General features: G+C 61.7%; 16 protein-coding genes. 2 read left to right on the top strand and 14 right to left on the bottom strand.

Annotation, left to right across the window (positions count from 1 at the left end; all coding sequences use genetic code 11):
* Positions 1-516: 516 nt before the first annotated feature.
* The 3 genes from clpB to rluD all read right to left on the bottom strand — a co-directional run bounded on the left by clpB (position 517) and on the right by rluD (position 5229).
* Positions 517-3165 (bottom strand): ATP-dependent chaperone ClpB, encoded by a 2649-nt coding sequence (gene clpB / locus AOG28_RS14780; RefSeq protein ID WP_054556943.1) that lies wholly within the window; start codon positions 3163-3165, stop codon positions 517-519.
* A 294-nt stretch (positions 3166-3459) separates the two neighbouring features.
* Positions 3460-4236 carry a peptidoglycan editing factor PgeF gene (gene pgeF, locus AOG28_RS14775; protein WP_043337183.1) on the bottom strand — a complete coding sequence of 259 codons (777 nt, stop codon included), beginning with the start codon at positions 4234-4236 and terminating at the stop codon, positions 3460-3462.
* A 39-nt stretch (positions 4237-4275) separates the two neighbouring features.
* A complete protein-coding gene (gene rluD, locus AOG28_RS14770) occupies positions 4276-5229 on the bottom strand; it encodes a 23S rRNA pseudouridine(1911/1915/1917) synthase RluD (RefSeq protein WP_054556942.1) in 954 nt (317 codons plus the stop codon).
* Positions 5230-5323: 94 nt separating this feature from the next.
* Here rluD and AOG28_RS14765 point away from each other — a divergent pair, with 94 nt between their 5' ends.
* Positions 5324-6127 carry an outer membrane protein assembly factor BamD gene (locus AOG28_RS14765; RefSeq protein ID WP_054556941.1) on the top strand — a complete coding sequence of 268 codons (804 nt, stop codon included), beginning with the start codon at positions 5324-5326 and terminating at the stop codon, positions 6125-6127.
* 126 nt (positions 6128-6253) lie between these two features.
* Here the strand turns inward: AOG28_RS14765 and AOG28_RS14760 are convergent, their stop codons facing one another.
* Positions 6254-7888 (bottom strand): NAD+ synthase, encoded by a 1635-nt coding sequence (locus AOG28_RS14760; protein WP_043337176.1) that lies wholly within the window; start codon positions 7886-7888, stop codon positions 6254-6256.
* A gap of 180 nt (positions 7889-8068) precedes the next feature.
* On the opposite strand from AOG28_RS14760, the gene AOG28_RS14755 reads away from it, so the two are divergent.
* Positions 8069-8332 (top strand): PP0621 family protein, encoded by a 264-nt coding sequence (locus AOG28_RS14755; protein WP_043337174.1) that lies wholly within the window; start codon positions 8069-8071, stop codon positions 8330-8332.
* Positions 8333-8381: 49 nt separating this feature from the next.
* On the opposite strand, the gene thiO is transcribed toward AOG28_RS14755, so the two are convergent.
* From thiO to AOG28_RS14705, 10 genes are all read right to left on the bottom strand, one after another.
* A complete protein-coding gene (thiO, locus tag AOG28_RS14750; protein WP_054556940.1) occupies positions 8382-9527 on the bottom strand; it encodes a glycine oxidase ThiO in 1146 nt (381 codons plus the stop codon).
* 151 nt (positions 9528-9678) lie between these two features.
* Complete coding sequence (locus AOG28_RS18735) at positions 9679-10134, bottom strand: type IV pilin protein (RefSeq protein ID WP_054556939.1); 456 nt, start codon at positions 10132-10134, stop codon at positions 9679-9681.
* Between the two features lie 209 nt (positions 10135-10343).
* Complete coding sequence (locus tag AOG28_RS14740; protein ID WP_054556938.1) at positions 10344-13754, bottom strand: pilus assembly protein; 3411 nt, start codon at positions 13752-13754, stop codon at positions 10344-10346.
* A gap of 13 nt (positions 13755-13767) precedes the next feature.
* The gene (locus tag AOG28_RS14735; RefSeq protein WP_054556937.1) at positions 13768-14307 is read right to left on the bottom strand and encodes a pilus assembly PilX family protein; all 540 of its coding nucleotides are present in this window, start codon (positions 14305-14307) and stop codon (positions 13768-13770) included.
* The gene (locus AOG28_RS14730) at positions 14304-15305 is read right to left on the bottom strand and encodes a PilW family protein (RefSeq protein WP_054556936.1); all 1002 of its coding nucleotides are present in this window, start codon (positions 15303-15305) and stop codon (positions 14304-14306) included. Before AOG28_RS14730 ends, AOG28_RS14735 begins: the two co-directional genes overlap by 4 nt.
* Positions 15305-15811 carry a hypothetical protein gene (locus AOG28_RS14725; protein ID WP_152965435.1) on the bottom strand — a complete coding sequence of 169 codons (507 nt, stop codon included), beginning with the start codon at positions 15809-15811 and terminating at the stop codon, positions 15305-15307. The genes AOG28_RS14730 and AOG28_RS14725 overlap by 1 nt, the downstream gene beginning before the upstream one ends.
* Positions 15795-16340, bottom strand: coding sequence for a GspH/FimT family pseudopilin (locus AOG28_RS14720; RefSeq protein WP_082388836.1), 546 nt, complete (start codon positions 16338-16340; stop codon positions 15795-15797). The genes AOG28_RS14725 and AOG28_RS14720 overlap by 17 nt, the downstream gene beginning before the upstream one ends.
* A 243-nt stretch (positions 16341-16583) precedes the next feature.
* Positions 16584-17069, bottom strand: a complete 486-nt coding sequence (locus tag AOG28_RS14715; RefSeq protein WP_082388835.1) for a type IV pilin protein — start codon at positions 17067-17069, stop codon at positions 16584-16586.
* Positions 17069-17407, bottom strand: a complete 339-nt coding sequence (locus tag AOG28_RS14710) for a hypothetical protein (RefSeq protein ID WP_043335952.1) — start codon at positions 17405-17407, stop codon at positions 17069-17071. Before AOG28_RS14710 ends, AOG28_RS14715 begins: the two co-directional genes overlap by 1 nt.
* Before the next feature lie 10 nt (positions 17408-17417).
* Positions 17418-21038 carry a pilus assembly protein gene (locus tag AOG28_RS14705; protein WP_054556932.1) on the bottom strand — a complete coding sequence of 1207 codons (3621 nt, stop codon included), beginning with the start codon at positions 21036-21038 and terminating at the stop codon, positions 17418-17420.
* Between the last annotated feature and the right edge of the window lie 10 nt (positions 21039-21048).

The following is a 21048-nucleotide window of genomic DNA, read 5'->3' as shown; positions in this document are numbered from 1 at the left end:
GTGCGACCTGAATGTCGCTACCGCAGAAATTGCGGCACCTGATGCCAAACCCTGGCGTCTGCGGCCCGGTTAGGGCCTGCACTCTTGTCGCATCGGTTGGATGCGGTCGGGGCTGATGGCCGGTCGGTACGGTTGGCGTACCCGGACCGGCGTATCCTTTGACAGGCGGACAGCGACTCAGCGTCTGTCCTTCACGCGGCGCTTCGAGGGTCGCCCGAATGGCCGCGCCCGCAATCAGGAATGGTCAAGAGTCCAACAGCCGCAAGGGGCTGTCAACTCAACCTTACGCCAGTGTGCGCCGCCTGCGCCAAATGCCACACCGATAACAACGAATCCGGCCATAAGCATGCGTAAAACCTCATCAATGGCGATAAATTCGCAATTTTCTGCCTCGTGAATTTCAGCCTGCCTCACGCCGGGTTGTCTTTTTGCGCCCGGGCGGCAGACACGAAAACGCCCCACCGCAAGCGGAAGGGCGTGCTTCCGTCACGGCGGGGCGTCGCTCATGGGCGCGATTCAGCGCGTGAAGGTCAGCTCCCCGCACTCTTCGCCGACACGGATGACGTCACCGGGCACGAAGTCACCGCCCAGCAGGGCCTGGGCCAGCGGGTTCTCGATGCGGCTCTGGATGGCGCGCTTGAGCGGGCGAGCGCCATAGACCGGATCGAAGCCGGCCTTGGCCAGCAAGGCCATCGCCGGGTCGGTGATCTCGAAGCCGAGATCACGCTCGGCCAGCCGCGCCTTGAGACGCTCAAGCTGGATGCCCGCGATGGAGGCGATCTGCGCCTGCCCCAGCGCGTGGAACACGACCACTTCATCGATGCGGTTGATCAGCTCCGGACGGAAGTGATTGCCGACGACTTCCATCACCGCCGTCTTCATGTCGTCGTACTGGAAGGCCGCCTTGCGCTCGGCACGCTCGTCGGCGCTTTCCGTACTGCCCTCGTCTTCCGCCAGCTCGCCATTGAGACCGCTCATGCGCTGGATCATTTCCGAGCCCAGATTGGAGGTCATCACGATCACGGTGTTGCGGAAGTCGACGGTACGCCCCTGACCATCGGTCAGGCGGCCATCTTCCAGCACCTGCAGCAGGATATTGAAGACATCCGGATGCGCCTTCTCGACCTCGTCGAGCAGCAGCACGGAGTACGGCTTGCGACGCACGGCCTCGGTCAGATAGCCGCCCTCTTCATAGCCGACATAGCCGGGAGGCGCGCCGATCAAGCGGGCCACGGAGTGCTTCTCCATGAACTCGGACATGTCGATGCGCACCATCGCCTCTTCGGTGTCGAACAGGAAGTTGGCCAGTGACTTGCAGAGCTCCGTCTTGCCGACACCGGTCGGGCCGAGGAACAGGAAGGAGCCGTTGGGACGGTTCGGGTCCGACAGCCCAGCGCGTGAGCGACGCACCGCATTGGACACCGCGATCACCGCCTCGTCCTGGCCGATCACCTTCTCGTGCAGCGCCTCTTCCATGCGCAGCAACTTGTCACGCTCGCCTTCGAGCATCTTGGCGACCGGAATGCCGGTCCAGCGCGAGACGACCTCGGCAATCTCCTCCTCGGTGACATTGGAGCGCAGCAGCACGTGGGCGGAGGTATCCGCCTCGCCTTCTCCTGCTTCGCTGATCTGCTTCTCGAGCCCCGGAATCACGCCGTACTGCAATTCCGACATGCGGCTGAGGTCACCGGCGCGGCGTGCCTGCTCCAGATCGATACGCGCCTGCTCCAGCTCGGCCTTGAACTGGGCCGCGCCCTGGATGCTGGACTTCTCGGCCTTCCAGACCTCATCGAGGTCGGCGTATTCCCGCTCCAGCTCCGAGATCTGGTCCTCAAGCGCGCCGAGGCGCTTGAGCGCCGCCTCGTCGGTTTCCTTCTTGAGCGCTTCACGCTCCATCTTGAGCTGGATCAGGCGGCGGTCGAGACGGTCCATCTCCTCCGGCTTGGAATCCAGCTCCATGCGGATGCGTGACGCGGCCTCATCGATCAGGTCGATCGCCTTGTCCGGCAGCTGACGGTCCGTGATGTAGCGCGAGGACAGCCGCGCGGCGGCAATGATGGCGCTGTCGGTGATGTCGACCCCGTGATGCACCTCGTAGCGCTCCTTCAGGCCACGCAGGATGGCGATGGTGTCTTCCTCGCTGGGCTGATCGACCTGCACCTTCTGGAAGCGGCGCTCCAGTGCGGCGTCCTTCTCGATGTACTGACGATACTCGTCAAGCGTGGTGGCACCGACACAATGCAGCTCGCCACGCGCCAGCGCCGGCTTGAGCATGTTGCCGGCATCCATCGCGCCTTCAGCCTTGCCCGCGCCGACCATGGTGTGCAGCTCGTCGATGAACAGGATGACCTGGCCTTCTTCCTGCGCCAGCTCCTTCAGCACCGACTTGAGGCGCTCCTCGAATTCGCCGCGGAACTTGGCCCCCGCCAGCAGCGAGCCCATGTCGAGAGACAGCACGCGCTTGTTCTTGAGGCCTTCCGGCACCTCGCCATTGACGATACGGCTGGCCAGCCCTTCGACGATGGCGGTCTTGCCGACGCCGGGCTCACCGATCAGCACCGGGTTGTTCTTGGTGCGACGCTGCAGCACCTGGATCGTGCGGCGAATTTCCTCATCGCGCCCGATCACCGGGTCGAGCTTGCCATCCCGCGCACGCTCGGTGAGATCCAGGGTGTACTTGTTGAGCGCTTCGCGATTGTTCTCGGCATCGGCATCGCCCACGGCTTCGCCACCGCGCAGCACATCGATGGCGGACGTCAGGGCGGGCTTCTTGATGCCCGAGGAGGTGAACAGCTTGCCCAGATCACCACCCAGCTCCAGCGCGGCCAGCAGCGCGAGCTCGGAGGCGATGAATTGATCGCCGCGCTTCTGCGCTTCGCGATCGGCCAGATTCAGAAGCTTGCCGAGGGCCTGCGAAGGCGCGACATTGCCGTCGAACTGGGACACGGTCGGCAGGTCATCCAGCTGGCGCTTGAGGCCGCTCATCAGGCTGGTGGCATCGCCGCCCGCCTTGTTGACCAGTGCCTTGAGACCGCCATCGCGGTCTTCCAGCAGAGCCAGCAGCAGATGCTGCGGGTGAATTTCATTGTGGCCTCGCCCGACGGCGAGCGACTGGGCATCCGCCAGAGCGTTCTGCAGCTTGCTGGTGAGTTTGTCGATGCGCATGGTGCCTTCTCCTGAGAGTCATGGCGGTACTCCTTTTCTCAGGAGCTTCGCCTGTAACATTTCGTATCTGACTCTCAAGATGGGGGCTGGCGCACGGCTTTCAAGGCAGGATTCGCCGCGCTGCAGCATGTTGTGGCATTTGCCTGATCCAGGTCAGATTCCCGCCGCCACGACGACGACCCGCCGCCCCCGCCGGCCATCATCTTTGCCACACACAGAAACGCCCCGCCAACCTGAGGCATCAGGTCAGCGGGGCGTTTGTGGGTACTGCATGCCAATGCGCTGATCAGCGCCTCAGCGCAGCCAGATCACCGTGGCGAGGCGTCCGGTCACGCCATCATCACGCCGGTGGGAATAGAATCGTGATTCAGAGGCGGTACAGAAGTGCCCGCCACTGACATGACCGACCCCGGCACGCTCGAGACGCAGGCGTGCCAGCTTGTAGAGATCACCCATGTAGTGACCGAGCCGGTAGGGGCTGGCCTCGAAAGCGTCATCGGCCTCAGGCAAGTCCGCGATGAAGGCATCACGCACCTCGGGGCCGACCTCGAACTGCGCATTGGAGATCGCCGGGCCCAGCCAGGCCATCAGCTCGCCGGGGTCATCACCGAGACGCTCGATGGTGGCTTCCAGCACGCCTTCGACCAGCCCGCGCCAACCCGCGTGTGCCACACCGACGCGCGTGCCCTGCCGATCACAGAACAGCACCGGCAGGCAGTCCGCCGTCATCACCACACAGGCCTGCCCGGTGCCGGTACTGATGCAGGCATCCGCCCGTGGCGGCGCATCCGGCCGGTCTTCGGCGTGGCAGACATCGAAGGCATCCACCACCTGAGTGCCGTGCACCTGATCCAGCCACGCCAGCGGACGGCCATCATCGACCTCCGCGGCGAGCAGCTCGCGCACCTGCGCCACCATCGCCGGGTCATCACCCACATGCAGCGCCGGATTGAAGCCGGCATACGGCCCCTGGCTGGGGCCGCTCTCACGCGTGGTCACGAAGGCCTGCACCGGGCTCGGCGCGGGCCAGTCCGGCAGTATCAGGGTCGGGCGTAGACTCTCGTCGTGCATAACCTCTCCTTGTGCGGCGTGTCGCGCGAGCCTGCCGCCTCAGCGAGCGATGTCTTCCTTGAGATAGTCGATCAGCACCAGCATGTCGCCCGGCATCTCGGCGCGGAATTCGACTTCCTTGCCCGTGATCGGGTGGATGAAGGCGAGACGACGGGCATGCAGTGCCTGACGCGGGAACTGACGCAGCAGCTCCTTGAGCGGGTCACTGGCCCCCGGCGGCAGCTTCAGACGCCCGCCGTAGACCGGGTCTCCGACCAGCGGATAGCGCTGGTGCGCCATGTGCACGCGAATCTGGTGGGTACGCCCGGTTTCCAGCTTGCAGCGGATATGGGTGTGACCCCGGAAACGCTCCACCACGCGGAAGTGGGTGACCGCCGGCTTGCCACTGTGAGTGACGGCCTGACGCTTGCGGTCCTTGGGGTGACGCCCGATGGGCGCATCCACGGTGGCACCGGAGGTCAGCACGCCCGTGACGACGGCATCATACTCGCGCGACACGGTACGGGCCTGCAGCTGCTCGACCAGGTCCGCCTGGGCGGTCAATGACTTGGCCACCACCATCAGGCCGCTGGTGTCCTTGTCGAGACGGTGCACGATGCCGGCACGCGGCATCATGGAATTGCCCGGACAATGATGCAGGATGGCGTTGAGCAGCGTGCCATCGTGATTACCCGCGCCCGGGTGCACGACCATGCCGTGCTCCTTGTTGATGACCAGCACGTCGTCGTCTTCATAGACGATCTCGAGCTCGATATCTTCCGGCTCGTGGCTGACTTCCTCTTCAAGCTCGGCGGTCAGGGCCAGACGTTCACCGCCATAGACCTTCTCGCGGGGTTTGACGGCGGCACCGTCGAGGGTCAGCGCACCGGTCTTGATCCAGTGCTTGAGACGCTCGCGGGAATAGTCGGAGAAGATCTCGGCGCAGGCCTGATCAAGGCGCATGCCAATCATCGCCTCCGGGATCCGCTCTTCGCGGTTGATGGTGTCTGCCATATTGCTCTCTGAGGCCGTTTCGCACGAAAGGGCCTTTGCTTTATAGTGAGTGCGGATCGGCGGATTCTAGCATGCCCGCCATGGATTGCCCGAGATGAGGAAACCGATGCGCGCCCTTCCCTTGACTGCCCTCGCCCTGGCCAGCACCTTGCTGGCTGGCTGTGCGTCCAACGAGCCGGCACCGGATCTTCAGGAGCAGGACCTGTATCGTCAGGCCCAGGTTTCCCTGGATACCAGCCGCTTCAACTCCGCTGTGCAACAACTTGAAGCCCTGGATACTCGCTTCCCGTTCGGCAGCTACGCCGAACAGTCGCAGCTGGAGCTGATCTACGCCTATTACCAGGTCGACAACTGGGAGGCGGCACGCGCCGCGGCCAGCCGTTTCATTCGCCTGCACCCCGATCACCCGCAGGTCGATTATGCCTACTACATGCGTGGACTGGCAGCGTACAGCGCGGGTCGTTTCAGCCTGGAATCCCTCGATCTGATCGATATTTCCAAGCGTGACCTGGGCGCGACACGCGATGCCTACGTCGACTTCGGTGAGCTGGTACGTCGCTTCCCCAACAGCACCTACGCGGCAGATTCCCGTCAGCGCATCATCTATCTGCGCAACGTACTGGCGCGCGGCGAGCTGCAGACAGCCGATTTCTACCTGCGCAAGCAGGCCTATCTGGCTGCCGTGAAGCGTGGCGAGTGGGTCATTGAGCACTACCCTAACACTCCTGCCACCCGCGATGCGCTGGCCGTGATGGTCGAGGGCTATCTGGGCCTCGGTCTGCGTGACCGTGCCAGCGAGACGCTCAAGGTGCTGATCCAGAATGATCCGGACAACGAACGTCTGGATGGTCGTACCTTCGAGCCGCGTTACGTGAAGGCTGACGACCTGACGGTCTGACGACCGGCAGGCGTCACCATCGAAAAGCCCGTGATCGATGATCACGGGCTTTTTCGTGCTGCCAGCATGGCCAGAATCGTTAGATTCAGGCGCTTTCAGCGTCTTGCGCAAAGAATCCGCAATCCGTCATTCGCCGGCTACCCAGCCATTGACGATCGGGTAGCGGCGGTCCCGCCCGAAGCCGCGTGGCGTGACGCGCACGCCTACCGGTGCCTGACGACGCTTGTACTCGGTACGGTCGACCAGACGCACCACGCGATAGACATCCTCTTCCTCGAAGCCTGAGCGGATGATCGCCTCGGCGCTCATGTCACCCTCGATATAGTGGGTGAGAATCGCATCCAGAGTGTCGTAGTCCGGCAGCGAATCGCTGTCGAGCTGGTCTTCGGCGAGCTCGGCGGACGGCGGGCGCGTGATGACGCGCTCCGGAATCGCCGGGCCCATGGTGTTGCGCCAGTTGGCGAGACGGAACACCCAGCTCTTGTAGACATCCTTGAGCGCGTTGTAGCCGCCGACCATGTCGCCGTAGAGCGTGGCGTAACCCACCGCCATCTCGCTCTTGTTGCCGGTGGTCAGCACCATCAGGCCCTTCTTGTTGGAGATGGCCATCAGCAGCACGCCACGGCACCGCGACTGCAGATTCTCCTCGGTGGTATCGCGCTCGCTGCCGGCGAAGCTCTCCGCCAGGGTCTCGGTGAAGGCCTCGACCATCGGCGCGATGGGCATCACCTCGTAATTCACGCCCAGCAGCCTGGCCTGCTCGGCGGCGTCTTCCTTGGAGATGTCCGCGGTGTAGTGATACGGCATCATCACGGCGTGCACGCGGTCCGCGCCCAGCGCATCGACGGCGATGGCCAGCGACAGGCCGGAATCGATGCCCCCGGAAAGCCCCAGCACCACACCCTTGAAGCCGCTCTTGTTGACGTAGTCACGCAGCCCGGTGACCAGCGCACAGTAGAGTGACTCCTCCGGCGACAGCAGCTCGGCGATCTCGCCACTCTGCGGCACCCAGTTGCCACCCTCTGCCTTGAGGAACTGCACCGGCATCAGGCCGACATCCCACCACGGCGCCTGCACGCAGGTCTTGCCGTCGGCATCGATGGCGGCAGAGCCCCCATCGAAGACCAGCTCATCCTGACCGCCGATCTGATTGACGTAGACCAGCGGGCAATTGACCTCGGCTGCCCGCTCGGCAAACAGCTGATTGCGCTCGGCCGGCTTCTCCAGGTGATAGGGCGAGGCATTGAGGCTGACGAGAATCTCGGCACCGGCATCGCGCGCCTGACGGATCGGCGCGCCGTCCCACAGGTCTTCGCAGATGACGATGCCCAGGCGGGCACCACGGCACTCGACCACACACGGCTCGCTGCCCGGCGTGAAATAGCGCTGCTCATCGAAGACCTGATAGTTGGGCAAGGCCTGCTTGGCATACTCGGCGATCCACTCACCATCCTTGAGCACGCCGGCCAGGTTGTAACGCTTGCCGTCACGCATGCCGGGGTAGCCGACGATGACCATCACGCCCGGCGCGACCTTCTTCGCCATCTGGGCGCGCGCCTCCTCGAGGCGGGATTCCATGGACTCGCGCAGCAGCAGGTCTTCCGGCGGGTAGCCGGTCAGACACAACTCGGGCAGCACTACGACATCGGCCTTGTGCTCAAGACTCGCTTCACGCACCGATTCGATGGCACGCGCAGTGTTGCCGGGAATATCACCGACCAGCGGGTCGAGCTGGGCCATCACCAGAGTCAGATCTTGCATGCGGTAAGGATCTCTCGATTGGCGGTTCGATAAGGGGCCAGTACACTGTGGCCAGACATCTGGCTCAGATCACTGAGCCGTGCACCGGCCCACCTGTCATCATGTTGGCCGCCATTGTCCCGCAAGGTCGCGCCGCTGGCAAAAGCCACGCGCGCCGCCTCATCTGGGAGTCATATAGGAATGAGCCTGTTGATCATCCGTCTGCTGGTTTTCGTCGCCCTGTTCTGGGCCGGCCTGCGCCTTTACCGCATGTATCGCCAATGGAAGCTGAGCCAGGACGACTACGGCAACGACAGCCCCGCCGAACGCGAGGCGCAGAACATGGTGCGCTGCGCCTACTGCGACCTGCATCTGCCGGAAAATGACGCCATCCGCCATGAGGCGCTGCACTTCTGCTGCCAGGAACACCAGCAGCACTTCCTCGACGAAGGACCGCGCAAATGATTCGCCACCGAGACGAGATGCTCGATGGCGAACCACAACACGCACTCCCTCAGGCCCAGCGTGTCTCACCGGCATCTGACGACGTATCCAGCGCAGCGATCTCGGCCAGCAGGGTCTCGGGCTGGTAAGGCGCTGGGTCGATGATCGGCGTACGCCCGAGCAGTTGATCCGCCAGCAGGCGGGTCGAGGCCGGCGCCAGTACCAGCCCATTGCGGTAATGGCCGGCATTGACGTGCAGGTGGCGGCGTTCAGGCACGGCGCCGATGAAGGGCGTGCCGGTCGGCGAACCGGGGCGCAGTCCCGCCCAGTGGTGCTCGACCTCACACTCCGCCAGCGCAGGGATGATCTCGCAGGCGCTCTTGATCAGTGACTCGCGCGCCTCGGCGGTGGTCGCCTTGTCGAAGCCGACCTCCTCCAGCGTCGAGCCGGCCACGATGCGACCATCGCCCCGCGGTATCACGTAGCGTCCATTCTTGAGCACCACGCGCTCCACCAGCCCCTTGGGTGCCTTGAACAGCACCATCTGGCCGCGTACCGGCCGCACCGGCAGCGCAAGTCCTGCCTCACTCAGAATCTCTCGACTCCAGGCACCACCGCAGACCACGACCTGCCCAGCAGACAGCACCGAATTGGCGGTCTGTACGCCGATGGCGGTGTCGTCCTGCAGCAGAATGCCCTGCACCGCGACATTCTCCAGCAGGCGCACGCGCGGGTGAGCGTCGAGCGCGGCGCGTAGTGACTTGCCCAGACGCGGATTGCGGATGCTGCCAAGCGTCGGCATCCACAGCGCCGACTCGCAGCCGGGCGCGACCGCCGGAGCCTTGTCATAGACGAAGTCGGCGTCCACGCGCGTCAGCGGCTTGGCATATTCCCGGGACCAGGCCAGTGCCTGCTCGGCATCCTCGACATTCAGGTACAGCAGGCCCTGCTGGCGATATTCGGGGTCGATGCCGGTGGTCTCGATCAGGCGCTCGGCCAGCGTGGGGTAGAAGCCTTCCGACCAGGCAGACAGGCGCGAGATCGGCGCGCTATAACGCCACGGATACAACGGCGAGACGATACCGCCGCCCGCCCATGACGCCTCACGCCCACACTGGCCTCGCTCGACCAGCGTGACCTCGGCACCGCCATCCGCCAGCTCCAGCGCGGTCAGCATGCCGATCACGCCACCGCCTACCACCACAAAGTCATTCACGCCTGTTCGCTCCTGCCATCAGCCCGGGAAAGGGATCAAGAATACGCCGCCCGCAAGGCGGTGCAAGCGAGCCGCGTGCAATCCAGCATTGCGCAGAGCCTCCAGCATTGAGCAGAGTCTCCAGCATCGTGCAGAGCCGAGCGCTTCACGGCTACCAGCAATCGCCATCGCCGGTCGTATCGCGGACACCGGTATTGGTGAGGGTCAGCGCGGGGCAGTCGGCATCGGCGCTTTGAGGCGCCACCGCGGTCGCGATGAGCGTGAAGCGCGTGGTCGTGGCGCCATCCTCCAGGCTCAGGGTGTAATAGCCTTCCGGCGACTCGGTGGCACGCCCCAGTCCTTCCTCATCACAATCACTGTCGCCGGCGATGCTGGTCGCGTAGCCGCCGCAACGCGCCATGTAGCGCTCCTGAGCCTGAGCCAATGACATCAATGCCGCCTGCCCATCGGCACGACGCGAGCGGATCACCTGGTCCTGATAGCTCGGGTAGGCGATCGCCGCGAGAATGCCGACGATGACGATCACGATCATGATCTCCGTCAGCGTGAAGCCTGAGGTGTACCGGCGCCGAGACAGACGCGAACGGGAAGAGAGAAGACTGGCCATGAAGTGCTTCCTTGAAGAACGTGAATGAAGGGCTTGAGTGAAAGACCAGGGCGAAAGACTTCAGTGAAAGACTCGGGCGCAAGACTCAACTAAAAAGCATCGAGCAAGCCTGCCTGAAGGAAGTAAACCCTGATGAAAGACAAGGCGCCGCCACCCGGGGAAGGCGTGGCGGCGCAGCGTGTCATCCTTGCCTCATGTCCGAGGCGGGCTCAGCGCAGCTGATACCAGGAGACACGGCCGGTGTCCGTCGAGCTGGACACGTTGAGATCATAGGAGGAGACACCGCCCTCCTCGCTGCCCAGCGAGCTGGTGCCCACGTAGACCGTATCACCGACACTGACACTGGACGTCGGTGTACCGCTCAACTTGACGCTGACGATGACATTGCCGACGGCGACGGTGTCATCAACGAGGGTGCCGACCAGGTCATCAGCGCTAAAGGCCTCATCCTGATTGAAATCGAAGATGGTCACGTAGCTGCCTTCGCTATCGTCATAGGTCGGCAGGCCTGTCTCGGTATCCAGCGCGACCAGCCAGCCACCGCCGGTACTTTCACAGAAGTTGGTTCCGGTACTGGACGTGCTGGTGGAGAAGACCACCAGGTTGGAGAGCAGATTGGCCGGCTCGACCAGCTCTTCCTGCTCGGAGGCGTCCAGATCCAGATACCAGCCGAAGCGATCCGTGTCTTGATCCTCGAGCTGGCTGGGATAGTAGGCAAAGCTGTCGCCGCCAAGGGTCCGGCCTGTCAGCTCGCCGTTGGTGTAGCTGCCGCTGACGAAGTTGCGTGCCTCAAGGTCACTGCGCGTCAGGCTGGTATGACTGCCGCCGGTATCCAGCACGGTGTAGAGGCTCTGCGTGACCCAGGCTTCATCTTCAGCATCGGCATACATGTCCTGGCCGGTCCCGAAGGACACCAGCAGATTGGGAGAGGTCATGGTGTGTGTCTCGCCGGAGTAGCGACTGAGTGTCGGCTTGACGGTGATCGGCTGCAGCGCGTCCGTCTGGCACTCCCCGCCGGTCAGGCTGGTAGCACAGGCCGTGAACAGGCGCGTGACACTCCATTTGCTGCTGTCGTCGTCACTGAGGTCGAACTTCCACAGTCGCCCCTGCAGGTCTCCGCCATAGGCGAAATCGACGGTGCCATTGCTGTCGAGGTCCGCGACCTGCAGGTTTGCCAATCCGCCGGTCATTCCACTGGGGGACAGCTTGGCGATCACGCCGCCGGCATTGACTCCATCAAGCTCCAGCGCGAACAACGTCGGCGCGGCGTTCTCATCGGCCGTTTCCAGCCCGTTGCCGACCAGCACCGCGCTGTCGCCGTTGTTCAGTGACACGATATGCGCGCTGCCGTAGACATGCCCCATGTCATCATCGTCGCTGGCACCGAATTCCCAGCGCACCACATCATCTTCGTCGAAGTCTTCGCCTGCCACGGCCTTGGTGACATTGAGCGCGAACAGGCCGCGTCCACCGCCAGCGAGACCGGATACCAGCCACTCCTCATCATTCAGGCTGGCCAGACGCAGTTCACCGTCGACGTAGTAGCGATGCTGATAGCCCGGGTCCGTCAGATACCCCAACCCTGCGTCGTCCTCTTCGCTGTAGAGCAGTTCCGGAATATAGGCGAACTGCTCGTTGCCGGTCTTGAGGTCGAAGGCATGCAGCATGCCGTCGTTGGCCCCGACGAAGACACTGCCCTCTGTCGTCGAGTCCTCTTGAGTCACGACGACAGGCGACGAGCCGATGATGTCGCCCAGCTGAACGCCAGTGCGATTGCGCAGGCCATCACCTTCGTATTCATCGCTGCCCCGCAGCCACTCGATCGCCGCCTCCACATGGTCATCGGTGGAGTTGCCACCGACCTCCATGCGCGCGAGATCATTGCGCTGGCTGGAGCTCAGGCGGCCCGCGTTGTCGGTCGTGAACTCGACTCCGTTGCCGCCGGACATGGTGAAGACCGTACGCGACTCAACACCATCCTTCTCTTCCAATGCCTCACTCAACTGGGTGGCAGCACTCCAGACCTGGTCGTCATCCTCGACGTCCTTGCCCTCCTGTACCGACGAGGCCACCACATCCCCCGTCCAGGTCGAGGCGGAATAGCGGCTCTCGATCAGTTGGCTGTCCGTCTCGACACTGGCCGTCGTCAGGTTGGTGGAGAGGCCACTGACACTGTTGCCCACCGCGACGATCTCGGAGGCGATCGCCGCCAGGGCCGAGACGAGGTCCGTCGGGCTGGAGGCATTGAAGTAGGAGCCCCCGCCATCGATGGCCGCCTGCTCCAGGTCATCGATGGTGCTGGAGCTGCTCTCGATGACGCGATCCTTGTCATCCCAGTCGTCACTGGTCGACTCGACCCCGAACGCCACCGTATAGGTCGTCATCACCTGCTTTTCGTAGGTCCCGCTTCCAAGCTTCGGCAAGAGATCATTATGAGCATAATAATAAGCGACATCCGCCAGCGTGGCATAACCGCCATAACTGTAGTTATAACTTTCCCGCCAGGTTCGTCCGTCACCATTGGCATCGCCGATCTTGCTTTCAATATTATTGGAGGCGGTAGAATTTTCGGAATTCCAGAAGCCATCCGTGATCAAAACAGTGAAGTTCTGCTGACACATGCCACCTTCATCTTCGGAAAGAATCGGCGTGGAGCCCAGGCTGGAGTAATTGTCACTGTAATATTCACCAGCGCGATAGAGTGCCTCACGCAAGGGCGTCGACACATAAGTGTTGCTTGAGCTGATTTCCGTTTTGACGATGGCATCCTTGATATCATCAAGATGATCGTTGCCACTGTCACTTGTCGTGACGACTGATACCAGATTACCCAGTACATTGGTGACATATTCTATGATCGAATCCAGAATATCATCGACCTTCACCTTGGTTGCCGTCTCTGAGCCGGGGTTGATGGTGATGAACCCAGTACGGTACTCAATATCGGAAAGCAGCTCGAGACCGGCAGCCTTGCCGACATTCAAGCGACTGCGATAATAAGTGAACCAGTTGGCATAGTTGACCTGCTCATCCAGGCTGAGATCCGAAACCTGCACTTCGCTGCTGTCACTGCAATTGCTGCCAGTGTAATAACGAAACTCGAGATCCGGGTCCGTCAGGTCGACCAGATTGTCTTCATCATCGCCTTCATTGAAATCAATCCACGCCGCTGTCGGGTCCATGTCATCGTAACGCTCATCCCCATTTCCAGACTTCCAGGGCTGATAGATCTGATCCGGGTCATAGGCTTGGCTATTGGAGTCAGCACAGAAGTATTTGTTGGAAAGATCTTGCGGCTTGAATACATATTCACAGGACCACTTCCAATCATTGCCATTATTTTTCTTGACCTTCTCACATACCTGTCGCTTTTTATAAAGCATGTTGTAGCCCTGATAGGAGCTACCACCATCAAAGGTGTCTTCCCAGGTCATCGAGCCCGAATCATCCAGCACCAGCAGGACGTTGGGGGTAACACCGACACTCTGGGTGGTGGGCAACTGGAGTAGCGTGTCGCTGTCTGCCAGCACGGGCAATGCGACCAGCAGTCCGCCTGACAGCAAGACCGGCAGGTGAATACAACGCAAGCCGCTGCGGCGGGGTGAGTGCTTCGATTTCATCGATAGATTCCCTTCAATCGGCCATCATGATTTCGCTTTGCACCACTGCCAGTGCACGCTTCCTGCTATCAGGGTCACCTGCGCTCTCAAGACTCCAACCGGCGGCCGTGATGCGGAAGGCATTCAACAACTGACTGCTGCTCAGGTTATCGTCATTCAGAACGCCTTCCGTCGTCTCTCCGAGATACTCGATGACATAGTTGCCGTTGTCAGCCGCATCACCACTCAAGACACCTTCCCCCTCCCAGGCGTCTGCCTGCAGAGGATCGAAGTCCAGGTCCTCCCCCGCCGTGACGTCATAGAAGCCGTCCCCACCGAAATCATCCAGGGTCAGCTCCCCCTCGAGCAGTCGACTCTCCGCCTGTTGTTGAAGGCTCTCGGCCTCCGCATAGGCGTTGTCGTAGAACTGGGTATTCATCAACATGCGGGTCTGCAACTGGGTATCTTCATTGCCTGTCACCGCCATCACGCCCACCACGATCAGCATGATCAGCACGACCAGCAATGCCATGCCTTGCTGGCGTGGCGGCCTGGAAGAACTTGCCTGGTTCATAGACCGATATTCCTCGGGCTCAGGGTGATATCGAAGGTGCGTTGCAACTCACCGTCCCCCTCTCCCTCGACATTGATCGACGGGGGCGTCTTGAGGGTCAGGCTGATGTGGATCCGTCTGACGCTGCTCCAGTCGTTCGCGGCTTCCACTTCCGCCACGCTGCGCTCCACAGCAAAGCGACTCGCGCTACCGCTGCCGGAGGCCGTATCGAAGGTCAGGTCCAGAGCTTCGACGTATCGCGCCACTTCTTCGCCACAGCCTGCTGCCGGATCGCCAGCGACATCCTCGCCGTTCAGGCAGAGCCGAACGGGGGAGTCGTCATCGGCCTGCGACAGCAACAGGTACCAACGCTGCAGCGGATAGACATATGCCTGGGTCTGTATGGTGCCGCCATAGCCGTGCTCGACGGCGCTCGACAGATCGAGCGAGTTGTTGCCATCGCCCGAGAGGCGTGCGATATCGCCGCTCTCACAGTCGCTGATCAGCACGACGCTATCCGTCTCCAGCGTGCCGGAGGTGTAGTCCTCCAGGGTCAGCGAGGTATCGCCTTGGGCGACGCTCGCCCCGAGCTTCCAACCGCGCTGCGCTCCCAGCGCCGGTACCTGCAAGGCCAGACGGTCGTAGGTGATCCCCGCCACCGTGTCGGACTCGGCCGTCAGAGGAGAATCGGACAGCGCATGGCTGCCGGTACCATCACTGACACTGCTCACCGACGCACAGCCGGAAAATCCGGCATTGCGCACCAATGGCTGCAGGCGACGCGTGACGTGGCGCGCAGACTCCTGAAGGTAGGACACGGCCGACGTGGTGTTGAGGGTAGAGCGCGAGGCCAGAAAGTATTCCAGCGCCATGGCGGAAATGAACAGTCCCAGCACCAGCGCCAGCATCAATTCGACCAGGCCGACGCCCTGCTGGGCACGCCGTGAGGGAATCGAGCGCGGCGCCCGAGGCGAGCGCGACGCGAAGGCTCGCAGCGGGAGGGAGGCTTTCGACGACATCAGGGCACCACTCGTATCTGTAGGGTCTCGCTCAATGCCTGAGCATCGGCGTCCATGCTGTCTTCGTTCTGCCCGAGCTGCGCGGCACCGCTCCAGCCGAGGGTCAGGGTGAGAAGGTCACTGCCGCTGCTGGCGATGGTCCCGACCGGCGCGTTCAGACTGCTGTCCTCAAGCCTGTCCGCCCACACCGCCACATCACGGGCCGCTAGCTCGGCAACACTGCAGGGACAACCGCCCGGATTTCCTGCCCCCGCAGTGGAAAGCCCATCGTAGTCATCCACGCCATCGGGATTGGCCTGAATGCGCTCTGCCATGCTGACCAGGAGAATACGGGCTTCGGTACGCGCGTAACTCTCGTTGTTGGCCTGCAGACTTTCCATCTGCATGAGCCCGAACCCCAGCAATGTCAGCCCCATCAACAGCAGAGCGATCAACGCCTCCAGCAGGCTGGTACCTTGCTGGCCACCGCTTGCGCGGGACACGCCAAGCTCAGCAACTCTGGTCATCGCTGCCATAAGTCTCCGTCAATACTCGTCCGATGGGAGTCAATTCAAGCTGGCGATGGCCCTGCCCGCCCGACTGATCGCAGATCAACAACCAGGTGGAATCAGAGGTCGCGCCCTGATCATCGAAAGTCACGCCGGCAACACCCGCCTGCACGGTGATGGCGGCATCAAACACGCGCAACAGGTCATCGCCCAGCGACGCCCGTGCCTCGGCCTGACTGCCCTGCACCACCGCCCAGCCATTGCTCCAGCTGGTGGAATTCATGCAGGCGTCACCCTGCGCATTCAGAGGGCAGAGCGTGATGTCGTTGCCGCTGGCCACCGCCTCGCTACGCGCATAGTTGATGGAAGTCACGAGCGTCTCGGCCGTGCCGGTGACGGCGTTGCGCGCGACCACCCCCTGCCAGGCGGGGACGGCAATCGTGATCGTGATCACGAGAATGGCCAGTGTGATCATCAGCTCAATCAACGTGAAGCCTTGCTGGCGGCCCTGCTGACATCCATGCCGAAGTGCAGGAAAAAGCTGCATCGTCTTACCCCTGAAAGCCACGCAGGCCAAAGCACCCTACAGGGCGTGAAATTGGGCAATTTAACGTCTATGAACCACAGATGGAATCATTATGTTACACAAGATTACCCATCATTCCGAAAACTCCCCATAATCACCGTTATTCCATATTTCTCGACTGAACCTCATCCACCAGACAAAAAAGCCCCGATCATCGTAGATCGAGGCTTCAGGCGCTTGCCATGCAATGTCGGCTGTCAGTGACTACCAACAATCACTGCTATCGGTGTCTTCCGAGTCCTCAAGGACTGCCGCTCCCTTCACTCCCAACTCCGTGAGCGTAAAGGTGGCGCAGTCCTCATCATTGGCCTGACTGCCGGTAGCAGTGGCAGTCAGGGTATAGCTGTCTGCATCCCCTGCGACGGCCAGGTTGTAGAAGCCTTCCTCGCTGACGGCATCTGCCTGTCCCAGCCCGATACCACCGCCACCGCCTCCAAGCGCATCTCCACAGCTGGTCGCCGCTGTCACGCTGGCCGTCGCGTATTCACCGCAGGTTGCCATGATGCGCTCCTGGGTCTGGGCCAGCGCCAGCAAGGCGGTGGTGGCGTCGGTGCGACGTGAACGCTCCACCTGATCCTGATAGCTGGGATAGGCGATCGCCGCCAGAATGCCGATGATGGCCACGGCAATCATGAGTTCCAGCAGACCGAAGCCGCCTTGTGCCCGAGCCCCCCCTGTTCGCCTGATCATCAGCGCCCCCGACGCAGCAGCGTGATGTCGATGACCTGCTTCGGCTCACCACGTGGGTCGAAGCGCACCTCGACCTCCTGCCCCGGCGTGAGGTGGAAGGCCTTCAGCTCGCGCCCATTGCGATTGAGTATCCGGCTATCCGGCTGAAGCACGAACCCCATGTCGTCGACGAGCAGCTGATCCCCCTCTCGCTCGTCGATGACGCCGGTGACGCTCTGCTCCATGACCAGCGGAATCGGGGCATCTTCCGCCAGGGCCTGGGAGCCCCAGCTCGTGAAGAGCAAGCCCGCCGCCAGCATCAGTCCACTACCAGTCAGCTTGAGTCGTGATGTCTTCATGGTCTCTCTCCTAGCGCAGCTGATACCAGGCACTACGGCCTTCCAGCCCATCGATCCCGAAGTCCATGGCCATTTCGACCACCTGATTGGTGCCACCCTGACCGACATACTGGGTATCGCCCAGGAATTTCGGTGAGGTGGGCTCGCCTTCTGTCTTGATCGAGAGTACGACCTGATTGTTAACGTTGTCGCTCGCGTTGACCTCGCCATCAGCGTTGTAATCAAAGACCTGCTGCACATTGTTGTAACTGCGTACCGGCTGCAGGCCGTTGCGCAAGCTGAGCGCATTCAGCCAACCACTGGCACCGCCAGTACAGGGGCCATTGGAGCCCGGGATGGTGGTATTGAAGACAATCAGATCACCACGGACAGCCGGGATGGTCACCAGACGCTCACCGGAGTCCGGTAGCTCCAGGTACCAGCCATACTGCATACCATTGTTGTTCTGATTGGAATAATCGACGCCTACCCCCGTGACCGTTCGCGCGTCACTCACGCCACTGATATTGGAGAAGCTCTGCTTTTCCAGCTGGCCATGATGACGGCGAGTCGAGGACCCGGTATGCAGCACGCTGTAGAAGGATTGCGTCGAGGTATCGACCGCATCCTGCAGCGTCAGCAATTGCCCGGTGCCCCAGTACACATTCAGGTACGGCGTATCGACGGTGCTGTTGAAGACACCGCTGCGTGCCACGGCTACCCGCGATGTGATGGGCTGTCGGGAAGCTGCCGGACAGGTCGATGACGTGCTGTTCAAGGCAACGGCACATGACTGGAACAGACGCGACATTTCGCTGCTGCCGATGTTGCTCAGCGAGAACTCGCGCATGTCGAACACCCAGACATTGCCATGCAGATCGCCGGCATAGACCCAGTCGGTGATGCCATCGGCATCGACGTCGGCCAGCTCAGGACTCGACATGCCATTGCAGTCACTGCTGCCAGAGGTGCACGACCCACCGGCATTGCTGCCCTGTTGAGAATCCAGCAGCGCATAGTTGTCGGGGTCTTCCAGGTCCACGATGAACAACTTGGCACGCCCATCGCTGTCGGCGTTGTAGCCATTGCCGAAGATGGCATACCACTTGCCGTCATCCAGACGCGCTACCTGAATATCGCTGAAGGTATAGCCGAGGTCCTCGTGCGTGAATTCCCACTGCACGATCTCGGCCGGCGAGGTGCCGTCGGATTCACCCAATGATTCGAAGCCTTCAGGATCGGTGATATCCAGCATGTAGACCGCCTTGCCGCCAGCGCCCAGCCCACCCAGCAGGACCGAGTGCCAACCGGGCGCATCCTCATCCCCCAACTGGACATGCACGTCACGCGCGACCGGAGTGGCATCGACATAGTACTGGTGCACATAGTTCTGATCAGCGAGCTGGCGAATACCGCGCCCGCTCTCGATGCTGAAGGCGGCATACGGCATGTAGGCGAACTTCTCTTCACCGGTCTCCATGTCGATGGCGTGCAGCATGCCGTCGTTGGCACCGATATAGATCATGTTCTGGCGGTCTTCATACAGCGTCTTGAAGGAGCGGTACGAAGACACTTCCATGTCATTGCGATAGCTGGCCGAAGGCGGCCCGACGATCGCCGGCGAGGCATGCACGATATCCCCGAGATAGTTGTCGTCACGCTCGCGGAACAAGGTGCCTTCGTAGGCATCGTCACCCTTGAGATAACCGATCAGGTTCTCGAGATCCGACGTTCTGACGCCAAGATCAGCGCCATCCAGCTTCAGGAAGGTACCGGTAGTGTCCAGGACGCGTCCCGTCAGCTGAGTCACGCCACTGGTGACGCCTCCGACCACTGAGCCGACTCCGCCAAGAATGCCATCATCATCATCATCATCATCATCATCATCGTCGTCGTCGTCGTCGTCATCATCCCGGACGGTTCTCCGCAGCGTTGCCAACAGCGTTTCTGACAGCAGGGTCTCATCGAGGAAGCCCACGAGGTCCAGTACCTGTTCGGCCTCCAGTGATCCGGCCTCCTCGATATTGAAGAAGAACGCCTTCTCATCCACTTCGGAGATCCCCGGGTTGTAGGTGATCACCTTGCGGCTGGAGCTACGGCTATCATCGTCACGCAACCACTCCGCGACGGACCAGTCCGAGGTGGCGCTCAAGGCGCCATTGGTGCCGATCTTGCGTGCAACGACATCGCCCGACCAATCGGCGGGATCATAGATGGTCTGAATCACATAAGCGCCGCTGGTCTGCCCACCACTGCTGATGTCCAGGCTACCGGTGCTGGCCGCGCGCCCTGCGATGGACTGCGCGATATTGTTCAGCGCATCAATCAATGCCTGCGGATTGGCGGCGCTGAGATATTCACCACGTCCGTTCCAGGCCGCATGACGCAGATCATCGATGGTGGTATTGGCATTGGCGGAAGGCTGCGGCCAGCTGAAGGCAGACTCGAGATCAGCAGGGTTCTCGGACAGCGAGCCATCCACACCGAAAGCGACGGTGTAGGTCACCATGTGCTGAGCAGAGTTTTCGTCCACTCCCGGTATGGTAGGCACGCTGTCGATCAAGTCAGTCCGCAGGTCCTCGCGATAATATTTCATCGCGACATCGCCAAGCGTATTGGAATAGCTGTCACGGTGACTGGCACTGATGAAGTCGCCGCTGCCACCGTCGACGTTGCCGACACTGGGGCTGGAGCCATTCCAGTAGCCATCGGTCATCATGATGGAATAGTTCTGCTGGCACATGCCGCCCTCATCCGCACTCAGGATGGGAGCCGAGCGACCAGTGCCGGAATAATACTCACCGGCATTCTTGAGCGCGGTACGCAGAGGGGTGCCACCGGAGGGATAGGCGGTAAACAGCTCCTCCAGCAGGTCTTCACGCTCATCGACATCCGTCATGTCCGCAACGTTGCGATTGTTGCGGCCCTGGATGGTGCGCAGCCCCACCCGGGACTCGTTGGCGTTGATCACACCGGCCATGGCGGATTTGGCAACCAGCATACGGTCGCGATAGTAGGTAAACCAGTTGGCGAAGTTGACTTGCTGAGCCGCGGACAGGTCTTCCACTTCAACGACATGATCTTCGTCTAGATACAAGCGCCCCGAATTGTTGCTATAGACGCCGCATTCACCATAGTCATAGTCCCCGTCGCCATTGTCGTCCCAGCGAACGTAGTAGACATCATCCTTCATCCTGGCCGAGCTGGTGGGCTCGTAAGGATCCTCACGGACATTCGACAGGCTCATGTTTTGATAGGCGATTCCCAGTCGGTCTGCCCCCGCCCACGGGGTGTAGGTCAGCGCTGGGTTGTAGGCCATGACATTGAAGCCCATGCAGGCCCCGACCGCCCCGCCAAGGTCCGAAGAGTAAACGATACGATCATCGGCATCGTGGTTGTTCTCTATCCCGGTCCTGCTATTGGAATACACCCCGGTGTAACCCATCAGCGAGGAAGCCGGCTGATACCCCCAGTGTTCCACTCCCTTGTTGAGAGTGTCCTCCCAGGCCATGCTGCCCGAATCATCCAGAATGAACAGGATATTGGGCTGAACCCCGGTCGCTTCCGTGACCGGGGCGCGGGCGATTTCCCCGGGGGCCGCCAGACAGGGCAAGGCGACAAGGCACAGGGCACCACTCAGCAGATAACGCATATTCATGCTC

This window comes from Cobetia sp. UCD-24C (assembly GCF_001306765.1).
GTDB lineage: Bacteria > Pseudomonadota > Gammaproteobacteria > Pseudomonadales > Halomonadaceae > Cobetia > Cobetia amphilecti.
The sequence above is the reverse complement of the archived record's forward strand: the minus strand, read 5'-3'. Positions and strand labels throughout refer to the sequence as shown.